Source organism: Streptomyces katrae, assembly GCF_002028425.1.
Taxonomy (GTDB): domain Bacteria; phylum Actinomycetota; class Actinomycetes; order Streptomycetales; family Streptomycetaceae; genus Streptomyces; species Streptomyces katrae_A.
This window is the reverse complement of sequence record NZ_CP020042.1, coordinates 6,415,187-6,431,820: the sequence shown is the minus strand read 5'-3', so window position 1 is coordinate 6,431,820 and position 16,634 is coordinate 6,415,187. Positions and strand designations below refer to the sequence as shown.

Annotated in this window: 15 protein-coding genes and 1 pseudogene; 7 read left to right on the top strand and 9 right to left on the bottom strand. The window is 73.0% G+C overall.

Annotated features, from left to right (window positions below; genetic code table 11):
• Positions 1–160: 160 nt before the first annotated feature.
• The 6 genes and pseudogenes from B4U46_RS29100 to B4U46_RS29075 all read right to left on the bottom strand — a co-directional run bounded on the left by B4U46_RS29100 (position 161) and on the right by B4U46_RS29075 (position 7,478).
• Positions 161–2,335, bottom strand: a complete 2,175-nt coding sequence (locus B4U46_RS29100) for a 3-hydroxyacyl-CoA dehydrogenase NAD-binding domain-containing protein (protein WP_079430613.1) — start codon at positions 2,333–2,335, stop codon at positions 161–163.
• Between the two features lie 51 nt (positions 2,336–2,386).
• Positions 2,387–3,601, bottom strand: coding sequence for an acetyl-CoA C-acetyltransferase (locus B4U46_RS29095; protein ID WP_079430612.1), 1,215 nt, complete (start codon positions 3,599–3,601; stop codon positions 2,387–2,389).
• A 47-nt stretch (positions 3,602–3,648) separates the two neighbouring features.
• A complete protein-coding gene (locus B4U46_RS29090; RefSeq protein WP_079430611.1) occupies positions 3,649–4,791 on the bottom strand; it encodes an acyl-CoA dehydrogenase family protein in 1,143 nt (380 codons plus the stop codon).
• Between the two features lie 8 nt (positions 4,792–4,799).
• Positions 4,800–5,825 (bottom strand): LLM class F420-dependent oxidoreductase, encoded by a 1,026-nt coding sequence (locus tag B4U46_RS29085; protein WP_079430610.1) that lies wholly within the window; start codon positions 5,823–5,825, stop codon positions 4,800–4,802.
• Positions 5,825–6,960, bottom strand: a pseudogene (locus B4U46_RS29080) (CaiB/BaiF CoA transferase family protein). The gene B4U46_RS29085 and the pseudogene B4U46_RS29080 overlap by 1 nt, the downstream one beginning before the upstream one ends.
• 131 nt (positions 6,961–7,091) lie before the next feature.
• A complete protein-coding gene (locus tag B4U46_RS29075) occupies positions 7,092–7,478 on the bottom strand; it encodes an MmcQ/YjbR family DNA-binding protein (RefSeq protein ID WP_079430609.1) in 387 nt (128 codons plus the stop codon).
• A 96-nt stretch (positions 7,479–7,574) separates the two neighbouring features.
• Here B4U46_RS29075 and B4U46_RS29070 point away from each other — a divergent pair, with 96 nt between their 5' ends.
• Complete coding sequence (locus B4U46_RS29070; protein ID WP_079430608.1) at positions 7,575–8,810, top strand: saccharopine dehydrogenase family protein; 1,236 nt, start codon at positions 7,575–7,577, stop codon at positions 8,808–8,810.
• A gap of 72 nt (positions 8,811–8,882) precedes the next feature.
• Here B4U46_RS29070 and B4U46_RS29065 read toward each other — a convergent pair whose 3' ends face one another.
• Positions 8,883–9,584 (bottom strand): endonuclease V, encoded by a 702-nt coding sequence (locus tag B4U46_RS29065; RefSeq protein ID WP_079430607.1) that lies wholly within the window; start codon positions 9,582–9,584, stop codon positions 8,883–8,885.
• A gap of 25 nt (positions 9,585–9,609) precedes the next feature.
• On the opposite strand from B4U46_RS29065, the gene B4U46_RS29060 reads away from it, so the two are divergent.
• On the top strand, positions 9,610–9,909 hold the full coding sequence (locus B4U46_RS29060) for a YciI family protein (protein WP_079430606.1): 300 nt from the start codon (positions 9,610–9,612) through the stop codon (positions 9,907–9,909).
• Between the two features lie 76 nt (positions 9,910–9,985).
• Here the strand turns inward: B4U46_RS29060 and B4U46_RS29055 are convergent, their stop codons facing one another.
• Positions 9,986–11,122: a WD40/YVTN/BNR-like repeat-containing protein gene (locus tag B4U46_RS29055; RefSeq protein ID WP_107438340.1), complete on the bottom strand. Its 1,137-nt coding sequence runs from the start codon at positions 11,120–11,122 to the stop codon at positions 9,986–9,988.
• A gap of 74 nt (positions 11,123–11,196) precedes the next feature.
• Between B4U46_RS29055 and B4U46_RS29050 the strand changes: the two genes are divergently transcribed.
• The 4 genes from B4U46_RS29050 to B4U46_RS29035 all read left to right on the top strand — a co-directional run bounded on the left by B4U46_RS29050 (position 11,197) and on the right by B4U46_RS29035 (position 15,333).
• A complete protein-coding gene (locus B4U46_RS29050; protein ID WP_398907971.1) occupies positions 11,197–11,673 on the top strand; it encodes a (4Fe-4S)-binding protein in 477 nt (158 codons plus the stop codon).
• A 179-nt stretch (positions 11,674–11,852) separates the two neighbouring features.
• The gene (locus tag B4U46_RS29045; protein ID WP_079430605.1) at positions 11,853–12,269 is read left to right on the top strand and encodes an SsgA family sporulation/cell division regulator; all 417 of its coding nucleotides are present in this window, start codon (positions 11,853–11,855) and stop codon (positions 12,267–12,269) included.
• Between the two features lie 198 nt (positions 12,270–12,467).
• A complete protein-coding gene (locus B4U46_RS29040) occupies positions 12,468–14,114 on the top strand; it encodes an ABC-F family ATP-binding cassette domain-containing protein (protein ID WP_185117150.1) in 1,647 nt (548 codons plus the stop codon).
• A gap of 247 nt (positions 14,115–14,361) precedes the next feature.
• A complete protein-coding gene (locus B4U46_RS29035) occupies positions 14,362–15,333 on the top strand; it encodes an acyl-ACP desaturase (RefSeq protein WP_079430604.1) in 972 nt (323 codons plus the stop codon).
• A gap of 15 nt (positions 15,334–15,348) precedes the next feature.
• On the opposite strand, the gene B4U46_RS29030 is transcribed toward B4U46_RS29035, so the two are convergent.
• Positions 15,349–15,585: a WhiB family transcriptional regulator gene (locus B4U46_RS29030; RefSeq protein WP_079430603.1), complete on the bottom strand. Its 237-nt coding sequence runs from the start codon at positions 15,583–15,585 to the stop codon at positions 15,349–15,351.
• 114 nt (positions 15,586–15,699) lie between these two features.
• On the opposite strand from B4U46_RS29030, the gene B4U46_RS29025 reads away from it, so the two are divergent.
• Positions 15,700–16,632, top strand: a complete 933-nt coding sequence (locus B4U46_RS29025; protein ID WP_079430602.1) for a GDSL-type esterase/lipase family protein — start codon at positions 15,700–15,702, stop codon at positions 16,630–16,632.
• Positions 16,633–16,634: the final 2 nt, after the last annotated feature.

Sequence of the window (16,634 nt, the reverse complement as noted above, 5' to 3'; positions counted from 1 at the left end):
GCCGTGCGTGTAACCGTCGGGAACCTCGATGTTCGACCCGTCTGGTGCGCCGCATCGGGCGCCCCCGCATCCCGGCCCTGGTCCTGCGCGAAGGGGCCGCCCCGGGGACGTCCCCGGGGTGGCCCCTCGCCGTGTCCGGTGTCCGGACGGGCCCGGTCGGCTAGTCGGTGTACGTCTCGCCGCGCTCGGCCTTCGCCACCAGGGAGGCCGGCGGGGTGAAGCGCTCGCCGTAGGTGGCGGCGAGTTCGCGGGCGCGGGCGACGAAGCCGGGCAGGCCGCCCTCGTAGCCGTTGATGTACTGGATCACGCCGCCGGTCCAGGCGGGGAAGCCGATGCCCATGATGGAGCCGATGTTGGCGTCGGCGATGGAGGTGAGCACGCCCTCGTCCAGGCAGCGGACGGTGTCCACGGCCTCGGCGAAGAGCATGCGCTCCTTCATGTCCTCGAAGGGGATCTGGGCGGCGTCCGGCTTGGCGAAGTGCTCGCGCAGGCCCGGCCAGATGCGGGTGCGCTTGCCGCTCTCGTCGTACTCGTAGAAGCCGGCGCCCCCGCTGCGGCCGGGGCGGCCGAACTCGTCGACCATGCGGTCGATGACGGTGTCGGCGGGGTGCTCGGTCCAGGCGCGGCCCTCGGCCTCGAAGGCCTTGCGGGTCTCGTTGCGGATCTTGCGCGGGAGGGTGAGGGTGAGCTCGTCCATCAGGGAGAGCACCTTGGCCGGGTAGCCGGCCTGGGCGGCGGCCTGTTCGACGGAGGCGGGCTCGATGCCCTCGCCGACCATCGCGACGCCCTCGTTGATGAACTGGCCGATGACGCGCGAGGTGAAGAAGCCGCGGGAGTCGTTGACGACGATCGGGGTCTTGTTGATCTGGCGGACCAGGTCGAAGGCGCGGGCGATGGCCTCGTCGCCGGTGCGCTCGCCCTTGATGATCTCCACCAGCGGCATCTTGTCGACCGGCGAGAAGAAGTGGAGGCCGATGAAGTCGGCGGGGCGGGCGACGCCTTCGGCGAGGCCGGTGATGGGGAGGGTGGAGGTGTTGGAGCAGAGCAGGGCGTCGGGGGCGACGACGTCCTGGATCTCCTGGAACACCTTGTGCTTGAGGGCGGTGTCCTCGAAGACGGCCTCGATGACGGCGTCGCAGCCGGCCAGGTCGGCGGCGTCGGCGGTGGGGGTGATCCGGGCCAGCAGTTCGGCCCGCTTGGCCTCGGTGGTACGGCCCTTGGCGAGTGCCTTGTCGAGCAGCTTCTCGGAGTAGGCCTTGCCCTTGGCGGCGGCCTCGGCGCTGACGTCCTTGAGGACGACCTCGATCCCGGCGCGGGCGCAGGAGTAGGCGATGCCGGCGCCCATCATCCCGGCGCCGAGGACGGCGACCTTGCGGACCGTGCGGGGCTCGACGCCCCGGGGGCGGCTGCGGCCGGCGTTGACGGCCTGGAGGTCGAAGAAGAAGGCCTGGATCATGTTCTTCGCGGTCTGGCCGGTGACCAGCTCGGTGAAGTAGCGGGCCTCGATGGTCAGCGCGGTCTCGAAGTCCACCTGCGAGCCCTCGACGGCGCAGGCCAGGATGTTGCGCGGCGCCGGGTAGGGGGCGCCGTTCAGCTGCTTCTTGAGGTTGGCGGGGAAGGCCGGGAGGTTGGCGGCGAAGCGCGGGTTGGACGGCGTGCCGCCGGGGATCTTGTAGCCGGGTACGTCCCAGGGCTGCTTCGACTCGGGGTTGGCGTCGATGAAGGCGCGGGCCTTGGCGAGCATGTCCTCGGGGGTGGCGGCCAGTTCGTGGACGAGGCCGGCCTCGAGGGCGCGCTGCGGGTTGTACTGGGTGCCCTGGAGCAGGACCTTCAGGAGGGCGTCGGCGATGCCCATGAGGCGGACGGTGCGGGTGACGCCGCCGCCGGCCGGGAGCAGGCCGAGGGTGACCTCGGGCAGGCCGATCTTGGAGCCGGGGGCGTCGAGGGCGACGCGGTGGTGGGAGGCGAGGCAGATCTCGTAACCGCCGCCGAGGGCCGCGCCGTTGATGGCGGCGACGACGGGCTTGCCGAGGGTTTCGATGCGGCGCAGCGAGCGCTTGATCGCGGTGCCGGTGTCGAAGGCCAGCTGTGCGTGCTCGGGGCGCAGCCCGATCATGTCCTTGAGGTCGCCGCCCGCGAAGAAGGTCTTCTTGGCGGAGGTGTAGATGATGCCGCGGATGGAGTCCTTCTCGGCCTCGGCGCGGTCGGCGATGGCCGCGATGGAGTCCTTGAAGGCCTGGTTCATCGTGTTGGCGGACTGGTTCGGGTCGTCGAGGACGAGGGTGACGACGCCGGTCTCGTCCTGTTCCCAGCGGATCGTTGTGGACTCGCTCATGTTCGCTACTTCCGTGTCGGGGTGGGATCAGGGATCGGGAATCAGGACGGATCAGACGCGTTCGACGATGGTGGCGACGCCCATGCCGCCGCCGACGCAGAGGGTGACGAGGCCGTAGCGCTTGTCCTGGCGCTCCAGTTCGTCGACGACGGTGCCCAGCAGCATGGCGCCGGTGGCGCCGAGCGGGTGGCCGAGCGCGATGGCGCCGCCGTTGACGTTGACCTTGTCGAGGGAGACGCCCATGTCCTTGACGAAGCGCAGGACGACGCCGGCGAAGGCCTCGTTCATCTCGATGAGGTCGATGTCGTCGATGCTCAGCCCGGCCTTGGCGAGGGCCTTGCGGGTGGCGGGGGCGGGGCCGGTGAGCATGATGGTGGGCTCGGAGCCGGAGACGGCGGCGGAGACGATGCGGGCGCGGGGGCGCAGGCCGCCCCGCTCGCCGGCCTCGCGGGTGCCGATGGCGACGAGGGAGGCGCCGTCGACGATGCCGGAGGAGTTGCCGGCGTGGTGGACGTGGTCGATCTTCTCGATCCAGTGGTACTTCTGCAGGGCGACGGCGTCGAAGCCGCCGAGGTCGCCGATGTCGGCGAAGGAGGGCTTGAGCTTCGCGAGGGTGTCGGCGGTGGTGCCGGGGCGGACGAACTCCTCGTGGTCCAGGACGACCAGGCCGTTGCGGTCGGTGACGGGGACCACGGAGCCGGCGAAGCGGCCCTCCTTGATGGCGGTCGCGGCGCGCTCCTGGGAGAGGGCGGCGTACTCGTCGACGTCGCGCCGGCTGAAGCCCTCGATGGTGGCGATGAGGTCGGCGCCGATGCCCTGGGGGACGAAGCCGGTGTCCCAGTTGGTCATGGGGTCGGCGAACCAGGCGCCGCCGTCGGAGGCCATGGGGACGCGGGACATGGACTCGACGCCGCCCGCGAGGACCAGGTCCTCCCAGCCGGAACGGACCTTGGCGGCGGCGAGGTTGACGGCTTCGAGGCCGGAGGCACAGAAGCGGTTCTCCTGTACGCCGGCGACGGTGTCGGGGAGTCCGGCGGCGATGGCCGCGATGCGGGCGATGTCGGAGCCCTGGTCGCCGACCGGGCCGACGACGCCGAGCACGATGTCGTCGATGGTGGCGGGGTCGAGGCCGGGGTTGCGCTCGCGCAGGGCGTGGATGAGGCCGACGACCAGGTCGATGGGCTTGGTGCCGTGCAGGGCGCCGTTGGCCTTGCCGCGCCCGCGCGGGGTGCGGATCGCGTCGTACACGTACGCTTCGGTGCTCACAGGTCTTGCCTTTCGGGGAGGTCCGGGGTGGGCCGGGGCGGCGGGGATCAGCCGAGGAGGGAGCGTCCGATGATCTCCTTCATGATCTCGGTCGTGCCTCCGTAGATGGTCTGGATGCGGCCGTCGGTGAAGGCGCGCGCCACGCGGTACTCGGTCATGTAGCCGTAGCCGCCGTGCAGTTGGAGGCAGCGGTCGGCGACCCGCTTCTGGAGCTCGGTGGCCCACCACTTGGCCATGGAGGCGTGGACGTGGTCGAGTTCGCCGTTCGCGTGGTCGGTGATGCAGCGGTCGAGGAAGGTCCGGGTGACCGCGCATTCGGTGGCCATCTCGGCGATCTCGAAGCGGATGTGCTGGAGCTTGGCGAGCGGGCGGCCGAAGGCCTCGCGCTCCTTGACGTACGTGGTGGTGATCTCGAGGAGGTGCTCGGCGGCGGCGATGGCGGCCATGGCGATGCCCATGCGCTCCTGCGCGAGGTTGGTCATCAGGTGGACGAACGCTCCGTTGAGCTCGCCGAGGAGGTTCTCCTTGGGGACGCGGACGTCGTTGAAGAAGAGTTCGGCGGTGTCCTGGGACTTCTGGCCGATCTTGTCGAGGTTGCGGCCGCGTTCGAATCCCGCCATGCCGCGTTCGACGACCAGCAGGGACAGGCCGTGCGCCCCGCCCTCGGGGGTGGTCTTGGCGACGACGATCACGAGGTCGGCGAGGATGCCGTTGGAGATGAAGGTCTTGGAGCCGTTGAGCAGCCAGTGGTCGCCCCGGTCCTCGGCGCTGGTCCGGATGCCCTGGAGGTCGGAGCCGGCGCCGGGCTCGGTCATCGCGATGGCGGTGATGGTCTCGCCGGAGCAGAAGCCGGGCAGCCAGCGGCGCTTCTGTTCCTCGGTGGCCAGGGAGGTGAGGTACGGGCCGATGATGTCGTTGTGCAGGCCGATGGCCAGGCCGGGGGCGCCGGCCCGGGTGAACTCCTCGGCGAGGACGGCCGCGTAGCGGAAGTCGGGGTTGCCGCCGCCCCCGTACTCCTCGGGGACGGCGAAGCCGAGCAGGCCCTGCCGGCCGGCGGCCCGCCAGGCGTCGCGGCTGACGATGCCGTCCTTCTCCCACTGGTCGTAGTGCGGCAGCACCTCCTTGGTGAGGAAGGTGCGGACGGTCTCGCGGAACGCCTCGTGGTCGGCGTCGTAGATGCGGCGTTGCATGGGTCCCCCTAGAGCCAGCTCTTGACGGTTTCGATCAGCCGGGCCGGCTCGGGGCCGACGGGCGTGACGTTGAGCATGGTGACGCCCGCCTCCCGGAAGGCCTCGACGCGCTCGCGTACGTAACCCTCCGGCCCGCAGAGGGTCATGAGTTCGCAGAACTCGTCGGGGACGGCGGCGGCCGCGTCGCGCCTGCGGCCGGAGAGGTAGAGCTCCTGGATCCTCCGGGCCTCCTCCTCGTACCCGTAGGCCACGGCGAGGTCGTTGTAGAAGTTGCGGCCGCGCGCTCCCATGCCGCCGACGTACAGGGCGATCTGGGGGCGTGCCAGGTCCCGGGCCTTCGCCGCGTCCTCGCCGATGGCCAGCAGGCCGCCGGCGACGGTCTGGAGCGGGCCGAGCTCCGCGGGCCGCCGGGCGGCACCCGCGGCGAGGGCGCTCCCCCAGACGGTGCCGGCCTTCTCGGGGATGAAGAGGGTGGGCAGCCAGCCGTCGGCGATCTCGGCGGTCAGGGCCACGTTGGCCGGGCCGAGGGAGGCGATGTAGACGGGGATCCGGTCGCGGACCGGGCGGGTGAGGATCTTCAGCGGCTTGCCGTGGCGGCCGCCGCGTCCGGGCGGCAGGGGCATGTCGGTGATGCCGTGGTGGTCGATGGTCTCGCGGCGCCAGATGCGCCGGCAGAGCTCGACGGTCTCGCGGGTGCGGCCCAGCGGCCTGTCGTACGGCTTGCCGTGCCAGCCCTCGACCACCTGGGGGCCGGAGGCGCCGAGGCCGAGGAGGGCCCGGCCGCCGGACATCGCGTCGAGTCCGGCGGCGGTCTGGGCGATGAGTGCGGGGGTGCGGGAGTAGACGTTGACGATGGCCGAGCCGATCTTCATCCGCTCGGTCCGGGCCGCCAGGTACCCCATGATGGTCGGCGAGTCGAAGCCCCAGGCCTCGGCGACCCAGACCGCGTCGAGGCCGGCGGACTCCAGCGCGGCGGCCTCGTCGGCGGCCCGGCGCGGGTCGCCGGCGTAGTCGAGGAGCATGGACAGTTCCATCAGGCGCCCTTCGCGCTCAGGCCCGGCACGTCCCAGTCGCGGGCCACGGATTCGGTGTCCGCCCCCGGCCGCGCCGGGCCGCTCGTCACGGCGGTCGGGGTGGCGGAGAAGCGGGGTGCGGGGCGGGCTGGGTGATACCGCCGAAGTCGGTGAAGGTGGAGCGGGCGGCGAGGTGCGGGTGGTGCGGGGCCTCGCCCAGGGAGAGCACGGGGGCCACGCAGGCGTCGGTGCCCTCGAAGACCTCCGTCCACTCGGCGCGCGTACGGGTCCTGAAGCGGGCGGCGACGGCCTCGCGCAGCTCGCCCCAGCGGGCCAGGTCCTTGCGGGCGGGGGCCTCGTCGGCGATGCCGAGGAGCGTGACGAAGGTGTCGTAGAACTGCTGCTCCAGTGCGCCGACGGCCATGTACCGCCCGTCGGAGGTCTCGTACGTGCCGTAGAAGGGGCAGCCGCCGTCGAGGAGGTTGGCGCCGCGCCGGTCCTGCCAGCCGCCGGCCGCGACCATCCCGTGGATCATGGCGGTGAGGTGGGCGGTGCCGTCGACGATCGCCGCGTCCACGACCTGGCCGGCGCCGCCGGGGGTGCGGGCGTGCCGGAGGGCGGCGAGTACGCCGATGACCAGGTAGAGGGAGCCGCCCGCGTAGTCGCCGACCAGGTTGGCGGGGACGGCCGGGGGCCCGTCGGGGCTGCCGATCATGCCGAGGGCGCCGGTGACGGCGATGTACGCGATGTCGTGCCCGGCGGTCTGGGCGAGGGGGCCCTCCTGGCCCCAGCCGGTCATCCGGCCGTAGACCAGCCCGGGGTTGCGGGCCAGGCACTCCTCGGGGCCGACGCCGAGCCGCTCGGCGACCCCCGGGCGGAAGCCCTCGATGAGCACGTCGGCCCGCTCGGCCAGTTCCAGTACCCGGGCGGGGCCCTCGGGGGACTTCAGGTCGACCAGGACGGAGCGTTTGTTGCGGTTGGTGACGTCGTAGGCCGGGTCGATGGCGAGCCCGCCCCCGCCGGGCCGGTCGACGCGGACGACGTCGGCGCCGAGGTCGGCGAGGAGCATGGCGGCGAACGGCCCGGGCCCGATGCCCGCCAGTTCCACCACGCGCACCCCGGCGAGCGGGCCGGTCCCTGTCTTCGCCTCTGTCATCGGGCCCCCAGTGTCCCTGGCGCGGGTGTGACACAACTGATGTAACACCAGCGATGCTAGGAAGGCGTCCCCCTCAGCACAAGAGCAAGCGCTTAGCCGATTGGCTCAATCTCCCCCGCGCCGTGCCGCCTTCATGCCGGGCCTCTCGCGTCGAGCTCCTTGACGTGCCGTTTGAGCGCGACCGTCCGGTAGCTCTCCTCCACCCACTCGCACAGCACCTCCGCCGACGGCGCCCCCTCCTCCCCCAGCGGCACCGACACCCAGCCGGCCCGGCCGAGGCCGTACGCCGTGGGCCGGGCGCCGGGAGCGGCCAGCGCGTGCCCGTGCAGGACCTCGTCCCTGAGCTTGACGGAGAGGCCCGGCGGTTCGGGACCGTCCGCGCTGCCGAGGAAGACGAAGATCTTCTTGTTGACCTTCACCACCCCGTCCTCGGGGCCCCAGGGATGCTCCTCGACGGCCTCCGGCAGCCCCAGCGCGAACGCGCGCACCGCCTCCCACTTGCGTACCGCAGCCCTCATCGCACCCTCCCGCTTACCGCAGGTCACACCTGCTCGTACGGACAGTCGACCACCACGCTAGCCTCAGCCACCGACACCAGCCGGGAGGAACGTTCCATGACCGAGCACGTCCACCGCCGCCGCCCTCAGCCGGGTCCGGGACGGGACTTCGACCTCGTGCTCTTCGGCGCGACCGGGTTCGTCGGCACGCTGACGGCCGAGTACCTGGCGCTCCACGCCCCGGCGGGCTGCCGCTGGGCCCTGGCCGGGCGCGACCGCGGCAGGCTGGAGCGGCTGCGCGAGCGGCTGACCGCCCTGAACCCGGCCTGCGCCGGCCTGCCGCTGCTGCGCGCCGACGCCGCCGACGGGGCCGCCGTGCGCGAACTGGCCGCCGCCACCCGGGTGCTGGCCACCACCGTCGGCCCGTACGTCTGGTACGGGGCGGAGCTGGTCGCGGCCTGCGCCGAGGCGGGCACCGACTACGTGGACCTCACCGGGGAGCCGGAGTTCGTCGACCGGATGTACGTCGCGCACGACGCGCGGGCCCGGGAGACGGGGGCCCGGCTGGTGCACGCGTGCGGGTTCGACTCCGTTCCGGCCGACCTGGGGGCGTACTTCACGGTGGGCCTGCTGCCGGACGGGGTGCCGCTGCGGGTGGACGGGTTCGTCCGCTCCTCCGCGCTGGCCTCCGGCGGCACCCTGGCCTCCGCCCTCACCGCCCTGGGCCGGGGCCCGCAGACCCTGGCCGCCGCGCGGGAACGCAGGCTGTACCAGCCCCGGCTGCCGGGGCGGCGGGTGCGCGGTCCGGTGGGCGTCCCGCGGTTCAGCCGGGAGACCGGGACCTGGGCGCTGCCGCTGCCCACGCTGGACCCGCGGGTGGTGACCCGGTCGGCGGCCGCGCTGGACCGCTACGGGCCGGACTTCCGCTACCGGCACTACGCCTCCGTGCGCCGTCTGCCGGTGGCCCTCGGCGGGACGGCGGCGCTGGGGGCGGCGGCCGCGCTGGCCCAGGTCCCGGCGGCGCGGCGGTGGCTGATGGCCCGCTGGGAGCCGGGCAGCGGCCCGGACGCGGAGCGGCGCGCCCGCAGCTGGTTCACCGTCCGCTTCGTCGGGGAGGGCGGCGGGCGCCGCGTGTTCACCGAGGTGGCCGGCGGGGACCCGGGCTACGGGGAGACGGCGAAGATGCTGGCGGAGTCCGCGCTGTGCCTGGCGTACGACGCCCTGCCCGAGACCTCCGGCCAGCTGACGACGGCGGTGGCAATGGGCGACGCCCTGCTGGACCGCCTCCAGAAGGCGGGGATCCGCTTCCGGGTGGCGGCCCGGTCCCAGGCCGCGCCTGCCGGGCGGCCCTGACGGCGGCGGCGAGGCGGGGCCGGGAAGAGGGGGCCGCACGGGCGTTGTCCGTGCGGCCGTCCCGGGCGGCTTCTAGGCTTCCTCGCCCGCGGCCCCTTCCACGGCCTCGCGCAGGGCCCGGCGGCACAGGGAGTCGGCCTGCCGGGTGGTCTCGGGGATCCGGAAACGGGGGCTCAGCGCGAGGGTGTGGGCGCAGGCGTTGTCCAGGGAGACGCGGTGGCCCACGGACACGTACACCGGCTTGATCCCGTGCTGGGTGCGCAGGGCCCGCCCGACGACCGAGCCGTCGGCGGCGAGCAGCGGCGAGGTCTCGCCGCGCGGGGCGCCGGGCTCCTCGTGGGTGAAGGTGAAGGGGTTCTTGGCGACGCCGATGCTGGGCAGGCCCGTCACCACCCCGAGGTGGCAGGCGAGGCCGAAGCCGCGGGGGTGGGCGAGGCCGTAGCCGTCGCAGACGACGAGGCCGGGGGTGACGGGGAGCGCGTCGAGGGCGGCGAGGACGGTCGGCAGTTCCCGGAAGGCGAGCAGGCCGGGCACGTAGGGGAAGCTCACCTGCCCGACGGCGGTGGACTCGGCCACGACCTCGAGGGTGGCGGCGTCGAGGACGACGGCGGCGGCCGCGACGAGGTCGCGGTCGTCGTCGTAGGCCACGTCGACGCCGGCGACCAGCCCGCGGCCGGGCTCGGGGCCGGGCTCGTCGAGCACCAGTCCCTTGCGGAGTTCGTCCTGTACCGCCCGGGCCTCGGCTGCGTCGGCGGGGGTCTTCACGCGTGTCATGGAGTGCGAGAGTAGCCTGGCGATCATGTTCGTCATGGAGCTCACCTACATCGCGCCCATCGAAGCCGTCGAAGAGGAACTGGACGCGCACATCGCGTGGCTGGACGGGTACTACGCGTCCGGCGTCTTCCTCGCCTCGGGGCGCCAGGTCCCGCGGCAGGGCGGGATCATCCTGGCCCGCGGGGTGTCGCGGGCGGAGATCGAGAAGATCGCGGCCGAGGATCCGTTCACGGTGGCGGGGGTGTGCGAGTACCGGATCACGGAGTTCATCGCCACGAAGACCTCCGCGGACCTCTCGGCGGTCCGCGAGTCCCTTCCGTCGTAACCCCCCGGGCCCGGGCCCGCTGCGCGGGGCGGCGCATCGGCTCCGCGCGGCGGACCGCACGCCCCCCGCAGCCGGGTCAGCGGTGGTGCTCCAGCCGGGCCACGCGGCCCTTCTCCCCCGCCGCCCAGCACCCCCCGTCCGCCGCGCAGGCGACCGTGTCGAACGAGCCCCCGTCCAGCGGCCGCCAGCTCCGGCCCGCGTCGGCCGTGACGTCCGTGCCCGTCGGCCCCACCGCCAGGGCCACCGTCCGCCCGTACGGGTACCAGGCCGCGCCGGACCGGTACGCGGGCGGCGGGGTGGCCGCGCGGGTCCAGTTGCGGCCCGCGTCCGTGGAGCGGGCCGCCGCCAGGGGCGAGGCCTGGCCCGTGCGGTAGTCGCCGCCGACCGCGAGGCCCGTCGTGCGGTCGCGGAAGGCCAGGGCGAAGACCCCGCGCGCCGGATCCCCGCCGGGGACGGTGGTGTCGGCGGCCCGCCACGTCAGGCCCCGGTCCGCGGAGTGCAGCACCCGCGCGGCCGTCCCGCCCCCGGTGGCCAGCCAGACGTCGCGCGGCCCGGAGGCCACCAGGCACTGCCCGCTCGCGGCGAAACCCGCCTCCCCGGGCAGCGCCTGCGGCATCCCGGCGTCCGGCAGCACCCGCCAGCCGCGCCCGCCGTCGTCGGTGGCCAGGATGCGGAACTTCCCGTCCACCGGGTCGCTGACGGCCAGCCCGTGCCGGGAGTCGACGAAGGTCAGGCAGTCGTAGAAGGCCCGCGGGTCGGGGTTGCGGAAGGCCTCGGTCCAGGTCGCGCCGCCGTCCTCGGTCCGCAGGATCCTGGAGGCCGCGCCCTCCCCGATGGACAGGGCCACCGCCCGCCGCGCGTCGAAGGCCTCGATGTCACGCAGTTCCAGCCCGTCCGCGACCGCCCCGGGAGGCGACACGTCCCGCCAGCTGCGGCCGCCGTCGCCGGTGCGCAGGACCGTGCCCCGGGTGCCGGCCACCCAGGCCGTGGCGCGGTCGACGGCGGCCAGCCCGCGGAAGCGGACCCCGTTCGCGGCCGCCGCCCCGGTGTCCTTGAGGGCCCAGCCGGCGCCCCGTGATCCGGCGGCGGTGAGGTCTTCGGCCGCGGTGCCCGTACCGGCTGCGGTGCCCGCTCCGGTGTCCGCCAGCGCCGGCCCGGCCGTCACCGCCGCCAGCAGGGCCGCCGCGCACATGCCAACTCCCAGAAGTCTCATGGCGCGGGAAGCTAACGCACCCGTATTTCGCCGTCCAGGGTGCGTTCCCGGCCGCGGGTTCCTAGCGTGGGCCCATGGCCTCCATGGAAGCGAACGAGCCGAACGAGCCGGAAGCGCCGAACGAGCCGCAAGCCCCGCAAGCCCCGCAAGGACCCAAGGCGTACGCGGGCGCGGGGATCACCGTCACCTACGACGCCGGCCGGTGCCTGCACGCCGCCCGGTGCGTCGGCGGGCTGCCCGAGGTGTTCGACTCGGGACGCCGCCCCTGGATCCGGCCGGACGGGGCCGCGCCGGAGCGGGTCGCCGAGGTGGTCCGGCGCTGCCCGTCCGGGGCGCTCCAGTACCGGACGGCCGCCGGCCCGGCGGAGCAGGGGGACCGGCCGACCAGCGTCGTACGGTCGCCTCTCGGCCAACTGTTCCTGCGGGGGGAACTGAGCGTGACCACCGCCGCCGGGGGGCTCCGGAGGGAGACCAGAGCGGTGCTTTGCGCCTGTGGAGTGAGCGGTAACCAGCCTTATTGCGATCACTCCGGAGCCTGCGGAAAGGAGTGAGACCCCTTTCCCCGCACCCCCCTTCCCGTCACTCTGTGCGATCGCACCGGCGGGATCCGGCCAATCGGTGACGCAGCTCACGTCATCCGCCCTGCACGGATTTGCCGATTCCGGCGTCTATCCGGTTGCCGGGTTCCACCCCACAGCCCGGCAGCAGATCCGCTGCAAGGGAGCGAGCCTTGATCACTGTCATCGAGCAGGCCGTACAGGCACGACTGGTCGCCACCGCCCCGAAGGTCGAGACCGTCCCCGTCACCCTCTGCTACGACCGCTCGGATCCCTTCGCCGTCCGCATGGCCTTCCCCGCGCTCGCCACACTCGAGGGCGTCGAGGTCTCGTGGACCTTCGCGCGGGAGCTGCTGATGTCAGGGATCCAGCACCCGGCCGGCTGCGGCGACGTGCGCGTGCGCCCGTACGACGGGGACCGCACGACGGTCGAGTTCCACGCGCCGGAGGGGGTGGCGATCGTGCTGATGGACACGGCCGAGATCGAGAGATTCCTGGAGCGCTCCCGCGAGCTCGTCCCGCCGGGGCTGGAGCACCGCTACCTGGACATGGACCACAGCCTGGACGAGCTGATGCGCGGCTCCTGCTGAGCCCGACGGAACGGCGGTGTTATTCGGTTGCGGGCGGCTGGGGCCGCCCGTAATTTCGTCGGTGCCCCATAGCCGTCGAAACGGAGTAGGACATTGCTCTTCTGAGGTCCGAGACACCCGACCACCACGCCCACACCCTTGTGACAGTCGGCTGTCTCCCCGCGTTGCACGCACCACTCACGCAACCTGGAGGCCTCCATGAGTCATGCCCCTACTTTCATCACCTGCTCCGCCCTCTCCTTCGACTGGCCCGACGGAACCCCCGTCTTCGAGGGGTTCCAGTGGACCGTCGGCCCCGGCCGCACCGGCCTGATCGGGCTCAACGGCTGCGGGAAGTCCACCCTGTTGAAGCTCGTCGCCGGCGCCCTGACCCCGTCCGGGGGCCAGGTGTCGGTGGCCGGCACCCTCGGCTACCTCCCGCAGGACGCCACCCTCGACACCGCGCTCCGCGTCGACGAGGCGCTCGGCATCCGCGCCGCCCGCACGGCCCTGCACGCCATCGAGGCGGGTGAGGCCACCGAGGCCAACTTCGCCGCCGTCGGCGACGATTGGGACGTCGAGGAGCGGGCCCTGGCCGTGCTCGACCAGCTCGGGCTCGCCGGGATCGGCCTGGACCGCACGGTCGGTGAGCTCTCCGGCGGCGAGTGCGTCCTGCTGCGGCTGGCGGCCCTGCTGCTGGCCCGGCCGGACGTGCTGCTGCTGGACGAGCCCACCAACAACCTGGACCTGCGGGCCCGACGGCGCCTCTACGCGGCCGTCGAGTCCTGGTCGGGGGTGATGGTGCTGGTCAGTCACGACCGGGAGCTGCTGGAGCGGGTCGACCAGATCGCCGACCTGCGCGACGGCGAAGTCCGCTGGTACGGCGGGAACTTCGGGGACTACGAGCAGATGCTCGCCGCCGAGCAGGAGTCGGCCGAGCGGATGGTCCGGGTCGCCGAGGCCGACGTCCAGCGCCAGAAGCGCGAACTCGCCGACGCCCAGCTGAAACTGGCCCGCCGCAAGCGGTACGCGCAGAAGATGTACGACACCAAGCGCGAGCCGAAGATCGTGATGAACGCGCGCAAGCGCGCCGCCCAGGAGTCGGCGGGCAAGCACCGCACGATGCACGCCGAGAAGCTGGCGGACGCCCGCGAGCGGCTGGACCAGGCGGTGGAGGCGGTGCGCGACGACGACGTGATCCGCATCGAACTGCCGGCCACTCAGGTCCCCCCGGGCCGACGGGTCCTGACCCTGACCGATCTGCGGCCGGCCCACGGGCCCGGCGTGGCAGGCGAGTGGGAGGTGCGCGGTCCGGAGCGGATCGCGCTGGTCGGCGCGAACGGCTCCGGCAAGACGACGCTGCTGCGGACCATCGCCGGGCAGCTGGCTCCCGTGTCGGGCGAGGCGGTGGCGCACGTCCCGGCGCGGTTCCTGCCGCAGCGGCTGGACGTACTGGACGACGAGCGCTCGGTCGTGGAGAACGTGGCGCGGTTCGCCCCGCACGCCTCCAACAACCTGATCCGGGCGCGGCTCGCGCACTTCCTGTTCCGGGGCGGCCGGGCGGACCGCGCGGCCGGCACCCTGTCGGGCGGCGAACGGTTCCGGGCGGCGCTCGCGGCCCTGCTGCTGGCGGAGCCGGCTCCGCAGCTGCTGATGCTGGACGAGCCGACGAACAGCCTGGACCTGGCGAGCGTGCGCCGGCTCGGGGAGTCGCTGGAGTCCTACGAGGGGGCGCTGATCGTGGCCAGCCACGACGTGCCGTTCCTGGAGTCGGTCGGGATCACCCGGTGGCTGCTGCTCGACGGTGAGCGGGGACTGCGGGCGACCACCGCCGAAGAGGTCCGCGCCTCGCTCTGGCAGGACTGATCCACCGGGCCCTCGCGGCCCCCTCGCTCCGGCCCCTCCGGCCGTCAAGGCCGGAGGGGCCGGCCACCTTCTGGCGTGATTCTGCCCCTTCTGAAGGCCCCTGCCGCCCCCTCCAACTGCATAGATAACCGGACGTAGCCGGACACACCGACGACTGGGGCTTGGCTGGCCCTGATGTCAGGCTTAACCTACGAGACCGTAGGCTACGGAACCGTAGGTAATTCGCTTTGTCCCCCCAGGAGCCCCCGTGACGATCACCTCTCCCCACCTCGGCAGCTCGGAGGCGTGGACCGACGCCAAGCTGCTGTTCGCGCTGGAAGAGGTGGTCGAGAAGGAGCTCAACCGCCATCTGAAGGTCACCAAGGACTGGATGCCCCACGAGTACGTCCCGTGGAGCGACGGCCGGAACTTCCCGGGCTTCTTCGAGGACGGCGAGGCCTGGGACCCGCAGCAGTCGAAGGTGACCGACATCGGCAAGATCGCGCTGGTCGTGAACCTGCTGACCGAGGACAACCTCCCCAGCTACCACCACGAGATCGCGACGCTCTTCGGCCGCAACGGCGCCTGGGGCACCTGGGTGCACCGCTGGACCGCCGAGGAGGGCCGCCACGGCATCGTGATGCGCGACTACCTGCTGGCCTCGCGCGCCGTGGACCCGGACAAGCTGGAAGCGTTCCGGATGCAGCACATGTCGGAGGGCTTCGAGTCCGACAACAGCCACTCCATGCTGCACTCGGTGGCGTACGTGGCCTTCCAGGAGCTGGCGACCCGCATCTCGCACCGCAACACCGGCCACCAGTCCGGTGACCCGGTCTGCGACCGGATGCTGGCCCGCATCGCGCAGGACGAGAACCTGCACATGATCTTCTACCGGAACCTGCTGGCCGCGGCCTTCGAGCTCGCCCCGGACCTGACCATGCAGGCCGTGCGCGACGTCGTCGTCAACTTCCGGATGCCCGGACACGGCATGCCCGGCTTCGAGCGGATGGCCGCGCAGATGGCGATCGGCGGGGTCTACAACCTGCGGATCCACCACGACGACGTGCTGAGCCCCGTGATCCGCTTCCTCAAGATCATGGACATCGACGGGCTGGGCCCGGAGGGGCAGAAGGCCCAGGAGGAGCTCGGGCTGTTCATGAACGGCCTCGACGCCGAGGCCCGCAAGCTCGACGAGCGCCTGGCCGCGCGCGCGGCGCGCATGGCCGCCCGGAAGGGCTGAGGTCCGCCGCCCGGTTCAGCCGCGCGGGCGCAGGGCCTGCCGTTCGGTCTCCGAGAGGCCGCCCCAGACACCGAAGCGCTCGTCGTTGGCGAGGGCGTACTCCAGGCACGCCGCCCTGCCCTCGCACGCCCCGCACAGCCGCTTCGCGTCCTGGACGGAGGAGCCCGGGTCCGGGAAGAAGAAGCTCGGGCCCGTCTGGGCGCACAGGGCGAGGTCGTACCAGGCGGGGGCGGTGGTGGTGTTCATCGACATGCGGTGATCCTGGACGGGCGCGATGTACATCCGATCAACGCCCGATCAACACCGCCCGAGGGGCCGATAGGGTGAGTGATGATCATCCGCTGAAGAAAGGCCCCGGCCCCCACCGTGACCGAGTCGCGCCCGCACGCCCTGTTCTCCTTCGGCACGCTGAAGGAGGCGCACGTCCAGACCGCCCTCTTCGGCCGGACCGTGCCCAGCTCGCCGGCCTCGCTGGTCGGCTACGCCACCCGGCCCCTGAAGATCGCCGACCCGGACGTGATCGCCGCCAGCGGCCTCGACGTCCACCTGACCCTGGAGTGCCGGCTGGGCTCCGCGGTCGACGGCGTCGTCCTGCGCCTGACCGACGAGGAGCTGGCCGCGGCCGACGCCTACGAGGTGGACGACTACGTCCGCCGGCGGGTGCTGCTCTCCTCCGGGGAGAGCGCCTGGGCCTATCTGGACGCGGACCCGCTGCGCTCGGCGGCCCGGATCGTGATCGCGGGCGACAGCATCGCGTACGGGCGCTGCGATCCGCGGGGCGGCTGGGCGGGCCGGCTCGCGGCCCGCCACATCGCGGCGAACGAGCGGGACCACCGGGTCTTCAACCTGGCCGTCCCGGGCAGCACCCTGGCCGAGGTCGCCGAGCAGACCCCGGCCCTCCTCGCCGCGCGCCGCCCGGACACCCTGCTGATCGCCGCCGGCATCAACGACTCGGCCGTCCCGGCGTCGGCCCCGCACGAGGGCTCCGACGGCCTGGCGGCCCGCCTCGCGGACAGTCTCGCCTCCCTGGCGGCCACGGCCCGGGACCACAACGCCCGCCTGGCCGTCCTCGGCCCCCTGTGGCTGGACGAGTCCCGCACGGCCGACTACGAGGGCCTGCGCTTCACCGAATCCCGCGCACTGGTCGTGCGCGAGGCCCTGCGCACCTGGTGCGCGGAGCACCACGTCGACCACGTCGACCTGTGGACCCCGCTCCAGCACCGCGCGGATCTCCTCACGGACGGGATCCACCCCGGCCCCGAGGGCCACGAAACCCTCTACCGCCACCTCACGGCCTAGGT